Annotated in this window: 14 protein-coding genes; 10 read left to right on the top strand and 4 right to left on the bottom strand. The window is 70.4% G+C overall.

Annotated elements, in window-relative coordinates:
- Positions 1-25: 25 nt before the first annotated feature.
- The 3 genes from KXD96_RS07040 to KXD96_RS07030 are packed head-to-tail and all read right to left on the bottom strand — an operon-like array spanning position 26 to position 3,377.
- Positions 26-808, bottom strand: coding sequence for an alpha/beta fold hydrolase (locus KXD96_RS07040; RefSeq protein ID WP_260743836.1), 783 nt, complete (start codon positions 806-808; stop codon positions 26-28).
- A complete protein-coding gene (locus KXD96_RS07035) occupies positions 805-1,722 on the bottom strand; it encodes an o-succinylbenzoate synthase (RefSeq protein ID WP_260745260.1) in 918 nt (305 codons plus the stop codon). The genes KXD96_RS07040 and KXD96_RS07035 overlap by 4 nt, the downstream gene beginning before the upstream one ends.
- A gap of 50 nt (positions 1,723-1,772) precedes the next feature.
- Positions 1,773-3,377, bottom strand: a complete 1,605-nt coding sequence (locus KXD96_RS07030; RefSeq protein ID WP_260743835.1) for an amidohydrolase — start codon at positions 3,375-3,377, stop codon at positions 1,773-1,775.
- Between the two features lie 66 nt (positions 3,378-3,443).
- Between KXD96_RS07030 and fadD8 the strand changes: the two genes are divergently transcribed.
- The 3 genes from fadD8 (at position 3,444) to KXD96_RS07015 (ending at position 6,519) form a co-directional block, all read left to right on the top strand.
- Entirely contained in the window at positions 3,444-5,045 is a 1,602-nt protein-coding gene (gene fadD8, locus KXD96_RS07025; protein WP_260743834.1) for a fatty-acid--CoA ligase FadD8, read from the top strand.
- Positions 5,046-5,147: 102 nt separating this feature from the next.
- Positions 5,148-5,603: a nitroreductase family deazaflavin-dependent oxidoreductase gene (locus KXD96_RS07020; RefSeq protein WP_260743833.1), complete on the top strand. Its 456-nt coding sequence runs from the start codon at positions 5,148-5,150 to the stop codon at positions 5,601-5,603.
- Positions 5,604-5,616: 13 nt separating this feature from the next.
- Entirely contained in the window at positions 5,617-6,519 is a 903-nt protein-coding gene (locus KXD96_RS07015) for a 1,4-dihydroxy-2-naphthoyl-CoA synthase (RefSeq protein ID WP_260743832.1), read from the top strand.
- Between the two features lie 6 nt (positions 6,520-6,525).
- Here KXD96_RS07015 and KXD96_RS07010 read toward each other — a convergent pair whose 3' ends face one another.
- Complete coding sequence (locus KXD96_RS07010) at positions 6,526-7,176, bottom strand: VOC family protein (RefSeq protein ID WP_260743831.1); 651 nt, start codon at positions 7,174-7,176, stop codon at positions 6,526-6,528.
- Between the two features lie 130 nt (positions 7,177-7,306).
- Here KXD96_RS07010 and KXD96_RS07005 point away from each other — a divergent pair, with 130 nt between their 5' ends.
- The 7 genes from KXD96_RS07005 (at position 7,307) to KXD96_RS06975 (ending at position 13,147) form a co-directional block, all read left to right on the top strand.
- Positions 7,307-8,203: an SDR family oxidoreductase gene (locus KXD96_RS07005; protein ID WP_260743830.1), complete on the top strand. Its 897-nt coding sequence runs from the start codon at positions 7,307-7,309 to the stop codon at positions 8,201-8,203.
- Positions 8,204-8,230: 27 nt separating this feature from the next.
- A complete protein-coding gene (locus KXD96_RS07000; protein WP_260743829.1) occupies positions 8,231-8,620 on the top strand; it encodes a VOC family protein in 390 nt (129 codons plus the stop codon).
- Positions 8,621-8,735: 115 nt separating this feature from the next.
- Positions 8,736-9,974 (top strand): inorganic phosphate transporter, encoded by a 1,239-nt coding sequence (locus KXD96_RS06995; protein WP_260743828.1) that lies wholly within the window; start codon positions 8,736-8,738, stop codon positions 9,972-9,974.
- Positions 9,974-10,273 (top strand): hypothetical protein, encoded by a 300-nt coding sequence (locus KXD96_RS06990; protein ID WP_260743827.1) that lies wholly within the window; start codon positions 9,974-9,976, stop codon positions 10,271-10,273. Before KXD96_RS06995 ends, KXD96_RS06990 begins: the two co-directional genes overlap by 1 nt.
- A gap of 56 nt (positions 10,274-10,329) precedes the next feature.
- Entirely contained in the window at positions 10,330-10,632 is a 303-nt protein-coding gene (locus KXD96_RS06985; RefSeq protein ID WP_260743826.1) for a DUF3349 domain-containing protein, read from the top strand.
- A gap of 68 nt (positions 10,633-10,700) precedes the next feature.
- Positions 10,701-11,783: an o-succinylbenzoate--CoA ligase gene (gene menE / locus KXD96_RS06980; protein WP_260745259.1), complete on the top strand. Its 1,083-nt coding sequence runs from the start codon at positions 10,701-10,703 to the stop codon at positions 11,781-11,783.
- 11 nt (positions 11,784-11,794) lie between these two features.
- On the top strand, positions 11,795-13,147 hold the full coding sequence (locus KXD96_RS06975) for a hypothetical protein (RefSeq protein WP_260743825.1): 1,353 nt from the start codon (positions 11,795-11,797) through the stop codon (positions 13,145-13,147).
- The last annotated feature ends 13 nt before the right edge of the window (positions 13,148-13,160 follow it).

Below are 13,160 nucleotides of genomic sequence, written 5' to 3'. Positions count from 1 at the left end.
AGCCTGTCACAATCCGCCGAGCGGGCTACGTGCCGGCGAAGAACTTCAGCGCCGCCTCGTTGACGGCGTCCGGCCGCTCGAAGAACCCGAGGTGGCCGGCGTCGGGGATCTGCACGTAACGCCCGTTGGGCAGCGCGTCGGCGACCTCGCGCCCCAGGTAGGGCGGCGTCAACACGTCGTCGGAGAAGCCGATCACCAGCACCGGCGCCGCGATGCTGCGGTAGGCCGACAACCGGTTGGTGTGCGGGGCGACGTCCAGCTGGCAACGCGTTCCCGGGGTGGACTTGTTCGGCCACATGGAAAACATCGCGATCCAGTCCGCGGCGGCGACGTCGTCGTTGAGTGTCTTGTGCGAAAAGTTTTCCAGCAGACGGATTTTCGCGTCGTACGAGTTCGGCAGCTGAACGGCGGCGTCGAGGAGTTCGGCCTCGGCGTCGCGGAAGAACTGGCGGGTCTTGTCCATGCGGCCGCGGGTGCCCATCAGCACCGCCGAGCGCACCAGTTCGGGCCGGGCGAGCATGAGTTCCTGGGCGATGAACGCGCCCATCGACATCCCGACGATGCGGGCCGGGGCGGCGTCCAGTCCTTCGATCAGCGCCGCGGTGTCGGCCACCATGGTCTGCGTCGTGAAACCCTGCGCGTTCTCGGTGGCGCCGATGCCGCGGTTGTCGAACGTGATGACGCGGTATCCGGCCGCCAGGAACGCGGGCACCTGATACGGCTGCCAGGTCCGGCCGGCGCCGCCGTGGCCGCTGATGAACACCACCGCCTCGCCGGAGCCGCGGTCTTCGTAAGCCAGGTTGATCACTCGGACGACGGTACAACGAGCGGGTGGCAGGCCTTAATCCGGTCGATCCACCACTGCCGCCGCTCCGGGGGCGCGGCCAGCGCCCGCAGCCGCGCCGGATCCGGCGTGACCGGCCCGACCGGCAGGGTGCCGTCGACGAGCGCGGGGACGTCGGCCACGTCGTCGACGAACAAGCCGCCGGTGCCCAGCCCGCACGCGTGGCGCAACACCGGCAGGGCCGCCGCGGCGGCCAGCCCGGCGGCGATCCCCACCGCGGAGTCGATGGCGCTGGAGACCACGACCGGGATGTCGATCTGCGCGGCGATCGAAAGCATGGCCGAAACACCGCCCAGCGGAGCGACTTTGAGGACCGCGACGTCGGCGGCCCGGGCGCGGACCACCGCGAGCGGGTCGTCGGCCTTGCGGATGCTCTCGTCGGCGGCGATCGGCACGTCGACCCGCCGGCGCAGGGCGGCGAGTTCGTCGACGGTCGCGCACGGCTGTTCGAGGTATTCCAGCGGGCCGTCGGCGGTCAGGGCGGCCGCCGCCCGCACCGCCTGCTCGACGCTCCAGCCGCCGTTGGCGTCCACCCGCACGGTCGGCACGAGCTCGCGCACGGCGTTGACGCGGTCGACGTCGTCGGCCAGCGTCTGGCCGGGCTCGGCGACCTTCACCTTGGCCGTGCGGGCGCCGGGGAACCGGGCCAGCACCTCGCCCACCCGGGCGGCGTCGACGGCCGGAACGGTGGCGTTGATCGGGATACGGTCGCGCCGCGGCGGCGGCGGCCGGCGGTAGGCGGCCTCGATGCCGGCGGCCAGCCAGTGCGCCGCCTCGGGCGGCGCGTATTCCAGGAAGGCCCCGAACTCCCCCCAGCCCACGGGGCCCTCGATCAGCGCGACCTCCCGGGTGGTGATGCCGCGGAACCGCACCCGCATCGGCAGCGCGACCACGTGCAGTCGGTCCAGCAGGTCGCGCAGCGTGGGGTTCACGCGCCGTAGACCTGCCGGCCCGCCAGAAACGTCGCCCGCACCTCGAGGTCGGCTATCCGCTCGGGCGCCACGGTCCGCGGATCGGCCGACAGCACCACCAGGTCGGCGTACTTGCCGACCTCCAGCGAGCCGATCACGTCGTCGGCGAACAACTGCCAGGCCGCGTCGATGGTCTGCGCGCGGATCGCCTGCTCGACCGTCAGCCGCTCCTCGGGGGCCAGCACCCGGCCGCTGGGGGCCTTCCGTGTCGCGGCCACGCTGATGTTGCGCAGCGGCTCCTCCGGCGTGACCGGGGGGTCGTTGTGCAGCGAGATGCGCATCCCGGTGGCCACCGCGGAACCCGCCGGCATCCAACGGGATCCGTGTTCCGGGCCGAACAGGCCGTCGACGATGATGTCGCCCCAGTAGTGGATCTGGTCGACGAAGATGCTGCAGGTGACCCCGAGGCCGGCGGCCCTTCGGAGTTGATCGGGCCGGATGGCGCCGACGTGCTCGAGCCGCAGCCGGTGGTCGTCGCGCGGGTGGCGGCGCAGGGCCTTTTCGTAGACGTCGAGGATGGTGTCCGCGCCGGCGTCGCCCTGCACGTGGCAGGCCATCTGCCAGCCCAGCGGTAGATAGGCCTCGACGATTTCGGTGAGCTGTTCTTTCGTGTAGTTGGCGCATCCGCAGGAGCCGGGCGGCACGCCGATGGTGCGGGTGGCGGCGGTGTCCAGGTACGGGAAGGACAGGTCGATGTTGCCGACCCATGGGGAGCCGTCCACCCAGATCTTGATGCCGACCTGGCGCAGCATGTCGTCGCCCTGACCGGGGGTGGCGTCGGTGGACATCTGAGGATTGGAGATCTCGTAGGTTCGCAGCCGGACCGTCAGCTCGCCGCTCAGTTGGGAGACCACCGGCCGAAACGCCGGGTCGAAGGCCATCTCCGAGCAGGTGGTCAGGCCGGCGCGGTTCAGCCGGGCGCATTCGGCGCGCAGCATCGCCGGGTACTCGCCCGGCTCGATGGCGCCGCCCAGCAGCGGGAAGACCGCGCCGGTTTCCTCGGCGGTGCCGTCCAGTTCGCCGTGCGTGTCGCGGCCGAATCGGGCGCCCTTGGGGTCGGGGGTGTCGCGGGTCAGGCCGGCGCGCCGGGCGGCGTGCGAATTGAAGTAGGCCTTGTGCCCGGAGTTGTGGATGATGACCAGCGGCCCGTCCGGCGCGGTCTCTTCGAGCCAGGCCCGCGTCGGCTGGGGCAACCCGGGCTGCAGCAGCGGGTCCCAGCCGTTCAGGTAGGCGCCGGCCGCCCCCCGCGTCTTGGCCTCGCGGCGCACCGCGGCGACGACCTGATCCGCGTCGGGCAGCGTGACGGGCCGGATGTCGACGATCCGGTCCGACAACGCCAGGGCCTCCATCAGCGGATGACCATGGGCCTCAACGAATCCCGGCATGACGCAGCCGTCGCCGAGGTCCACGGTCCGGGTCTTCGGGCCGGTCAGCTTGGCCACATCCGAGCGGCTGCCGACGGCCACGATGCGCCCGCCGGCGACGGCGAGCGCCTCGGCGGTGGGCCGCGCGTCGTCGACGGTGAGAACCGTTCCGGTGACGACGAGATCTGCATCGCCCATGTGCAGGGATGCTAGTGGCCCGAGGTGGTGGCTGACCGGAATTGCAACACGTTCTAGTCTTGCCCCATGAGTGACGATCTGCTGCGCCATCCGATTCATTCCGGGCACCTGACGGTCGGTGCGCTCAAGCGCAACAAGAACAAGCCGGTGCTGCATCTCGGCGACACCACGCTGACCGGTGGGCAGCTGGCCGAGCGCATCAGCCAGTACATTCAGGCGTTCGAGGCGCTCGGTGCGGGCACCGGCGCGACCGTCGGGCTGCTGTCGCTGAACCGGCCCGAGGTGCTGATGATCATCGGCGCCGGCCAGACCCAGGGCTACCGGCGCGTGGCACTGCACCCCCTCGGCTCCCTGGATGACCACGCCTACGTGCTGGGCGACGCCGGCGTGACGTCGCTGATCATCGACCCCAACCCGATGTTCGTCGAGCGGGCGCTGGGCCTGCTGGAGAAGGTGCCCGGCCTCAAGCAGGTCCTGACCATCGGCCCGGTCCCCGAAGCGCTGGGCGGTTCCGCGGTGGACCTGGTCGCCGAGGCCGCGAAGTACGCGCCGAAGCCGTTGGTGGCGGCCGATCTTCCGCCCGACCACATCGGCGGGATGGCCTACACCGGCGGCACCACCGGCAAGCCCAAGGGCGTGCTGGGCACCGCGCAGTCCATCACCACCATGACCACCATCCAGCTCGCCGAGTGGGAGTGGCCGGAGAACCCGCGCTTTTTGATGTGCACCCCGCTGTCGCATGCCGGGGCGGCGTTCTTCGTGCCGACGATCATCAAGGGCGGCGAGCTGGTCGTGCTGACCAAGTTCGATCCGGCCGAGGTGCTGCGGGTGATCGAGGAGCAGAAGATCACCGCGACCATGCTGGTGCCTTCGATGATCTACGCGCTGATGGACCACCCGGATTCGCACACCCGCGACCTGTCCTCGCTGGAAACGGTCTACTACGGCGCCTCCGCGATGAACCCGGTGCGGCTGGCCGAGGCGATCCGCCGGTTCGGGCCGATCTTCGCCCAGTACTACGGGCAGTCCGAGGCGCCGATGGTGATCTCGTATCTGGCCAAGAAGGACCACGACGAGAAGCGGCTCACCTCGTGTGGGCGCCCCACGCTGTTCGCCCGCACCGCGCTGCTGGACGCCGACGGCAACCCGGTGCCGCAGGGCGAGGTCGGCGAGATCTGCGTGTCCGGGCCGCTGCTTTCCGGCGGGTACTGGAACCTGCCCGAGGAAACGGCCAAGACATTCAAGGACGGCTGGCTGCACACCGGCGACATGGCGCGCGAGGACTCCGACGGCTTCTGGTTCATCGTCGACCGGGTCAAGGACATGATCGTCACCGGCGGCTTCAACGTGTTCCCGCGCGAGGTCGAGGACGTCGTCGCCGAGCATCCGGCCGTCGCGCAGGTGTGCGTGATCGGCACGCCGGACGAGAAGTGGGGCGAAGCCGTCACCGCGGTGATCGTGCTGCGGCCCGACCATCCCTCCGACGAGGAGTCGGTGGCGCGGGTGACCGTCGAGATCCAGTCCGCGGTCAAGGAGCGCAAGGGTTCGGTGCAGTCGCCCAAGCAGGTGATCATCGTCGAGTCGGTGCCGGTGACCGCGCTGGGCAAGCCGGACAAGAAGGCCGTGCGCGCCCAGTTCTGGGAGGGCGCCGACCGCGCCGTCGGCTGAGTCCTCTGGTGCCGAGCGCCCGGCTGTGCGGGCGCTCGAAGCCCAGCGCCCGGCCAGCCGGGCGTCGGGCGCCTAAGTGGTCGCGGGGTAACGTCGCTGGCTATGGGAAGCGGCAAATCGGTCAAGCCGCCGTGGTGGCTGAAGCCGGCAAACAAGGTCTTCATCGGAATGTCACGGCTGGGAATGAGTTTCGGCGGCGAGAGCCCCGTCGTGTTGACGGTGGCCGGCCGCAAGTCCGGTGCGCCGCGCTCGACACCGGTGACCCCGATGACGGTCGACGGCCGGCAGTACGTCGTCGCGGGCTTCCCGGGCGCCGACTGGGTGGCCAACGCGCGGGCCGCGGGTGCGGCGACGATCGCGCGCGGCCGTCACGTCCACAAGGTGCGGATGGCCGAGCTGTCCCCCGAGGACGCGCGGCCCATCCTGCGGCTCTTCCCGACCGAGGTGCCGACGGGCGTCGGCTTCATGAAGCGGGCCGGACTCGTCACCCAGGGCCGCCCCGAGGAGTTCGAGGCCCTGGCCGGCCGTTGCGCCGTGTTCCGCCTGGACCCGGTATAGGAGTTCGAAAGCCTTGACTGACAATCCATTCGACGCGCAGGCCTGGCGGCCCGTGGACGGGTTCGACGGCCTGACCGACATCACCTACCACCGCCACGTCAGCGACGCGACGGTGCGGGTGGCGTTCGACCGGCCCGAGGTGCGCAACGCCTTTCGCCCGCACACCGTCGACGAGCTCTACCGCGTGCTCGACCACGCCCGGATGTCCCCCGACGTCGGCGTGGTGCTGCTGACCGGCAACGGCCCGTCGCCCAAGGACGGCGGCTGGGCGTTCTGCTCCGGCGGCGACCAACGCATCCGCGGGCGCAGCGGCTACCAGTACGCGAGCGGCCAGACCGCCGACACCGTCGACACCGCCCGCGCCGGCCGGTTGCACATCCTCGAGGTGCAGCGGCTGATCCGGTTCATGCCCAAGGTGGTCATCTGCCTGGTCAACGGGTGGGCGGCCGGGGGCGGGCACAGCCTGCACGTGGTCTGCGACCTCACCCTGGCCAGCCGTGAGCACGCCCGATTCAAGCAGACCGACGCCGACGTCGGCAGCTTCGACGGCGGCTACGGCAGCGCGTATCTGGCCCGCCAGGTGGGACAGAAGTTCGCCCGCGAGATCTTCTTTTTGGGCCGCGCGTACACCGCCGAACAGATGCACCGGATGGGCGCGGTCAACGCCGTCGTCGACCACGCCGGCCTGGAGCAGGCCGGCATCGAGTGGGCCGCCGAGATCAACGCCAAATCCCCTCAGGCGCAACGCATGCTGAAGTTCGCGTTCAACCTGCTCGACGACGGGTTGGTGGGTCAACAGCTGTTTGCGGGCGAGGCCACCCGACTGGCGTACATGACCGACGAGGCCGTCGAGGGCCGCGACGCCTTCCTGGAGAAGCGGCCGCCGGACTGGAGCCGGTTCCCGCGGTATTTCTAGGCCGATTCAGGGGGCGGTTTGCAGCTCGTCCACGCGCACCGGTGGGTCGGGCTCCGACATGGCGCGGGTGACCTCGTCGTCGGGCATCGACATGAGCGTTTCGTAGTTCGCCATGACCATGTGCGGCTTGGACCGGTCGATGGGCGGGTTCGGCACCCGCCCGCCCTCGTCCCGGTAGCGCGCCGGCGCGCGCATGGCGCCCAGCTCGTCGTCGTCGATGCCGCACAGGGCGACGACTTCGGGATCGATCCACGCCCGGTCGTCGATCGGCGCGGCGGACGTGGCGATCTCTAGCGACAGGCACTCGGGTCCGGCGAAGTAAATCGACTGGCACATACCGTGATCGAGCGGGCCGAACACGTTGACGCCGCGGCTTCGGATGCGGTCCCTCAGGGCCAACAGGTCCTCGAGGGTGTCGACGTTGAAGGCGACGTGCTGCATGGTCCCCGGCGCGCACGCACCCGCGGGGTTACCGGCGTGGGTCGCGCCGAGCTCGGTCGGGATGTCCTCGATCGCCGGCATGTGCACGAAGGCGATGTAGCAACTGTCGTTGAGCTTGACGAACGCGTGCTTGGCGCCCGTGACGCCGTGCATCCAGTAGAGGGCCTTCAGCTCGGCTCCGAGCACGTCGGTGAAGAAAGTCAGCTGCGCCTTCATATTTGCGGTCGAGATCGCTAAGTGGTGGACACCGCTGGCCAGTCCCATCAGAAGCCCCAATCGTGAGGTGGTGGGCTAACGGTACGCCCGAAATCCGCGTCGGTGACCCGCTCTGCCTAGACTCGCCACGGTGAGCAAGAGTCCGCTTGGCAGGTTCAAAGACCAGCTCGTGCTGGCGACCATGCGACCGCCCGCGTCGCCGCAAATACTGGTCAACCGGCCCGCCATCAAGCCGGTCGACCTCGACGGCAAGCGCATCCTGCTCACCGGGGCGTCCTCGGGCATCGGCGAGGCCGCGGCCGAACTGCTGGCCCGCGAGGGCGCGACGGTGGTCGTCGTCGCCCGGCGACAGGAACTGCTCGACGCGCTCGCGGAACGGATCACCACGGCGGGCGGCACCGCCCTCGCCATGCCGTGCGACGTCTCCGACATGGAGGCCATCGACGCGCTGGTCGCCGACGTCGAAAAGCGCCTCGGCGGCGTGGACATCCTGATCAACAACGCCGGCCGGTCCATCCGCCGGCCGCTGGCCGAGTCGCTGCAGCGCTGGCACGACGTCGAGCGCACCATCGTGCTCAACTACTACGCGCCGCTGCGGCTGATCCGCGGGCTCGCGCCCGGGATGCTCGAGCGCGGCGACGGCCACATCATCAACGTCTCCACGTGGGGGGTGCTGTCCGAGGCGTCACCGCTGTTCGCGGTCTACAACGCATCCAAGGCGGCGCTGTCGGCGGTGAGCCGCGTCGTGGAGACCGAGTGGGGAAACCGGGGCGTGCATTCGACGACGCTCTACTACCCGCTGGTGGCCACCCCGATGATCGCGCCGACCAAGGCCTACGAGGGCATGCCGGCGCTCACGTCGGAAGAGGCCGCCGAATGGATGCTGACCGCGGCCCGCACCCGGCCGGTGCGCATCGCGCCGCGGATGGCGATCGCCGCCAAGGCGCTGGACACCTTCGGGCCCCGCTTCGTCAACGCGCTCATGCAGCGGCAACGCATCCAGCCCAACCGCGAAGACGGTGGCTGAATCGGCGCATGTGATAGACACGAGGTCGTGGAGATCCTGGCCAGCCGGATGCTGCTCCGGCCGGCGGACTATCAGCAGTCGTTGACCTTCTACCGCGACCTGATCGGGCTCGCGATAGCCCGCGAATACCCCGGCGGCACAGTGTTTTTCGCCGGTCAGTCGTTGCTGGAGCTGGCGGGCTACGGCTCACCGGACCACTCCCGGGGTCCCTTTCCCGGCGCGCTGTGGCTGCAGGTCCGCGACATCGAGGCGACCCAGGCCGAGCTGCAAGGCCGCGGCGTGGCGATCGCCCGCGAGGCGCGCCAAGAACCGTGGGGCCTATTCGAGATGCACGTGACGGACCCGGACGGCATCACGCTGATCTTCGTTCAGATCCCGCCGGGCCACCCGCTGCGCCGCGACACCCGGGGTGAATGAGAGACAAAGTCCGGTTAACTGAGAGGTAACATCTGGCGACGAGTCTTAGTACATCCGCGATTCGGGTCTTGCTGCATTCGACAATGGAATCCCCCTACCACCAGAATCGGGCGCTGTGAACATCCAATTGTTCCTTCTGATCATTGTCGTAATCACGGCACTGGCCTTCGATTTCACCAACGGATTCCATGACACCGGCAACGCGATGGCGACCTCCATCGCCAGCGGCGCGCTCAAGCCCAAGGCGGCGGTCGCCCTGTCCGCGGTGCTGAATCTGATCGGCGCGTTCATGTCCACCGCGGTCGCCGCCACGATCGCCAAGGGCCTGATCGACGGGCACATCGTGACGCTGGAGCTGGTTTTCGCCGGCCTGGTCGGCGGCATCGTGTGGAACCTGCTGACCTGGCTCCTCGGCATCCCCTCGAGTTCCTCACACGCCTTGATCGGCGGCATCGTGGGCGCCACCATCGCGGCCGTCGGCGCGCACGGGGTGATTTGGAAGGGCGTGGTGTCGAAGGCGATCATCCCGGCCGTCATTTCGGCGATCCTGGCCATTGCGGTCGGGGCCGTGGCGACCTGGCTGGTCTACCGGATCACCCGCGGCATCCCGACCAAGCGCACCGAGGCCGGATTCCGGTATGGCCAGTGGGGCTCGGCGTCGCTGGTCTCGCTGGCGCACGGCACCAACGACGCCCAGAAGACGATGGGCATCATCTTCCTGGCGCTGATGTCCTACGGCTCGGTCAGCAAGGACGCCTCCATGCCGCCGCTGTGGGTCATCGTCGGCTGCGCGCTGTCGATGGCGCTGGGCACGTATCTGGGCGGCTGGCGCATCATCCGCACCCTGGGCAAGGGGCTGGTCGAGATCCAGTCGCCACAGGGCATGGCGGCCGAGTCGTCCTCGGCGGCGGTGATTTTGCTGTCCGCCCACTTCGGCTACGCGCTGTCCACCACCCAGGTCTGCACGGGCTCGGTGCTCGGCAGCGGGCTGGGCAAGCCGGGGGGCGAGGTCCGCTGGGGCGTCGCCGGCCGGATGGGCGTCGCCTGGCTGGTGACGCTGCCGCTGGCCGGGCTGGTCGGCGCCGTCACCTACTGGATCGTGCACCTGATCGGCGGGTACCCGGGCGCCATCGTCGGCTTCGCGCTGCTGATCGCGGTCTCGGCCGCCATCTACATCCGGTCGCGCAGGGTCAAGGTGGACCACAACAACGTCAACGCCGAATGGGAAGGCAGCCTGACCGCCGGACTCGAAGGTCCCGACAGACAGCGGCCGCCCTCGGACGCCGGCCCCACGGTCAACACCGCGCCGCCCCGGTTCGACTCCGACGACCCCACGATGAAGGCGAACGCCTGATGAGTCACTTCAGCGACTGGTTCAACTACCAGGCCTCCTTGAAGATCCTGCTCTTCGCCATGCTGGCCGGAGCCGCATTGCCGGGGCTGTTCGCCCTGGGGCTGCGATTCCACGCGGTGGGTGCCGGACAGGCCGGCACCGACGGCGGTTCGGGACAGAAGAACCCGGTGCTGCTGGCACTCGCCTGGGCGATCTATGCGGTGGTGCTCGTGGTGATCGCCTTCGCCCTGTTGTACATCTCCCGGGACTTCATCGCCCATCACACCGGCACCGCCTTCCTTGGGGCCAAACCCAAGTAGCATCGACTGATGCCCACCGCGTTACCGAGCCGGACACCGGGGGGAGCTGTACCAGCGTGAACGGATTTCTCAGTTCCATCGTCTCGTGGCTGCGCGCGGGATACCCGGAAGGCGTCCCGGCGACGGACACCTTCCCGGTGCTCGCGCTGCTGGTCCGCAGGCTGTCCAACGACGAGGTCAAAGACGTGGCCTCCGAGCTGATCCGGCGCGGTGAGTTCGACGACGTCGACATCGGGGTGCTGATCACGCAGATCACCGACGAGCTGCCCGCGCCGGCCGACATCGAGCGGGTGCGGGTGCGGTTGGCGGCCCAGGGCTGGCCGTTCGACGACGCGGACGAGGTCGGGGACCCCGCATAGCCGTACTGCGCGCACTCACCGTCCCGCCGGGATCGGCCGTCTCGTCGCTGTTGCCGGCCCTGGAACGGGTGCTGGATGGCCGCGACTCGGCGCTGGTCGCGCTGGCGCCGTCCGCGGACGCGCTGGGGGCGGCCCTGCGGGTCGGGGAAGACATCGACGACGACGTGGCCCTGGTGGCGACGACGTCGGGAACCACGGGTGCGCCCAAGGGGGCCCTGCTGACCGCGGCCGCGCTGACGTCCAGCGCGGCGGCCACCCACGACCGCCTCGGCGGCCCGGGCAGTTGGCTGCTGGCGCTGCCGCCGTATCACATCGCGGGGCTGCAGGTGCTGGTGCGCAGCGCGCTCGCCGGGTCGGTGCCCGTCGAGCTGGACGTTTCGGGAGGCTTCGATGTCGCCGAATTGCCCAGCGCGATAAGGCGATTGGGATCCGGACGGCGGTACACGTCGCTGGTCGCCGCGCAGCTGGCCAAGGCGCTCACCGATCCCGCCGCCGCGGCCGCGCTGGCCGAACTGGACGCCGTGCTGCTCGGCGGCGGCCCGGCCCCGCAGGTCGTCCTCGCCGCCGCGGCTGCGGCCGGCATCGCGGTCGTCCGCACCTACGGGATGAGTGAAACCGCGGGCGGCTGCGTGTACGACGGCGTGCCGCTGGACGGCGTCCTGGTCCGGGTGGCGGCCGACGGGCGCGTCGTCCTCGGCGGCGCGACCCTGGCCAAGGGCTACCGCAACCCGGTGGATCCCGACCCGTTCGCCGAGCCGGGCTGGTTCCGCACCGACGATCTCGGCGTTGTCGACGACGCGGGCGTGCTGACCGTGCTGGGGCGCGCCGACGATGCGATCGGCACCGGCGGGTTGACCGTGCTGCCGCAGCTGGTCGAGGCCGCGCTGGGCACCCATCCCGCCGTCGCGGACTGCGCCGTCTTCGGCCTCCCCGACGACCGGCTGGGTCAGCGGGTGGTCGCCGCGATCGTGGTCGCCGAGGGCCGGCCGGCGCCGACGCTGGACGCGCTGCGCGCCCACGTGACCCGCACCCTGGACGCCACCGCGGCGCCGCGCGAGCTGCACGTCGTTGGCGCTCTGCCGCGGCGCGGCATCGGCAAGGTCGACCGGGCGGCGTTGGTGCGCCGCTTCGCCGGTTCGGCCGGTCAATAGGCTGGTCCACCGTGAGGGTGGCACGTCGGGAGTTATCGGCCGTCGCGGTCGGGGTGGTGCTGGTGGGTGCGGCGTTCGTGCTGCCGCGGTTGCACTGGGGCGTGCGGCCGCGGACGGACGTCGGCCAGGAGCGGTTCGGCACGCACGCCGGGGCGGCACCGATTTTCGGCGCCTGGGAAATCCACGCCAGCTGGGGCACCGGGCCGGCGATCGCCATCGCGGTGGCCGCAGTGGCGTGGGGACCAATTCTGGCGCAACGGATTTCGTGGCGCGCTCTGACACTGGGCACTTGGGCCACCGCCTGCGGGTGGGCCTTCGCCCTGGCGATGATCGACGGCTGGCAACGCGGCTTCGCCGGCCGGCTGACCACCCGCGACGAGTACCTGTCAGAGGTGCCGGGCATCACCGACATCGGGGCCACGGTGCGCACGTTCGCGAGCCGGATCGTCGACTACCAACCGAACTCGTGGACCACGCACGTCTCCGGGCACCCACCCGGGGCGCTGCTGACGTTCGTCTGGCTGGACCGAATCGGCCTGCACGGGGGCGCCTGGGCCGGGCTGCTGTGCCTGCTGGCCGGATCCAGCGCGGCGGCCGCGGTGCTGGTCGCCGTCCGCGCGCTGGCCGACGAGCAGACCGCGCGGCGCGCCGCGCCGTTCGTGGCCGTGGCGCCGACGGCGATCTGGGTCGCGGTCTCCGCCGACGGCTACTTCGCCGGGGTGGCGGCGTGGGGCATCGCGCTGTTGGCCGTGGCGGTGCACCGGCCGGTCCGGTTTCCCGCCTTGACCGCCGGCGCCGCGGGCCTGCTGCTGGGCTGGGGCGTGTTCTGTAACTACGGGCTGATGTTGATGGGCCTTCCGGCGCTGGCGGTGCTGGTGTCGGCCACCGACTGGCGCGCGGTGCTGCGGGCGCTGGGCCCGGCGACGCTGGCCGCGGTCGCGGTGGCGTCCACCTTCGCGGTCGCCGGGTTCTATTGGTTCGACGGCTATAACCTTGTGCAGCAACGCTATTGGCAGGGCATAGCCAAGGACCGCCCGTTTCAGTACTGGAGCTGGGCCAACCTGGCGTCGGTCGTCTGCGCGATCGGGTTGGGCAGCGTCGCCGGCGTCAGCCGGGTGTTCGATGCGGCGGCCATCCGTCGCCGCTCCGGGTTCCACCTGGTGCTGCTGGCCGTGCTGGCCGCCATCGCCTGCGCGGATCTGAGCATGCTCAGCAAGGCCGAGGTGGAGCGGATCTGGCTGCCCTTCACGATCTGGCTCACCGCGGCGCCCGCGCTGCTGCCCGTCCGGTCGCACCGAATGTGGCTGGCACTCAACGCCGCCGGCGCCCTGCTGGTGAACACCGTCATGGTCACCAACTGGTGATCGAGCGTGCGGG

Source organism: Mycobacterium sp. SMC-2 (genome assembly GCF_025263485.1).
Taxonomy (GTDB): domain Bacteria; phylum Actinomycetota; class Actinomycetes; order Mycobacteriales; family Mycobacteriaceae; genus Mycobacterium.
Note: the sequence above shows the minus strand (reverse complement) of the source record. Positions and strands in the feature narration are given on the sequence as shown.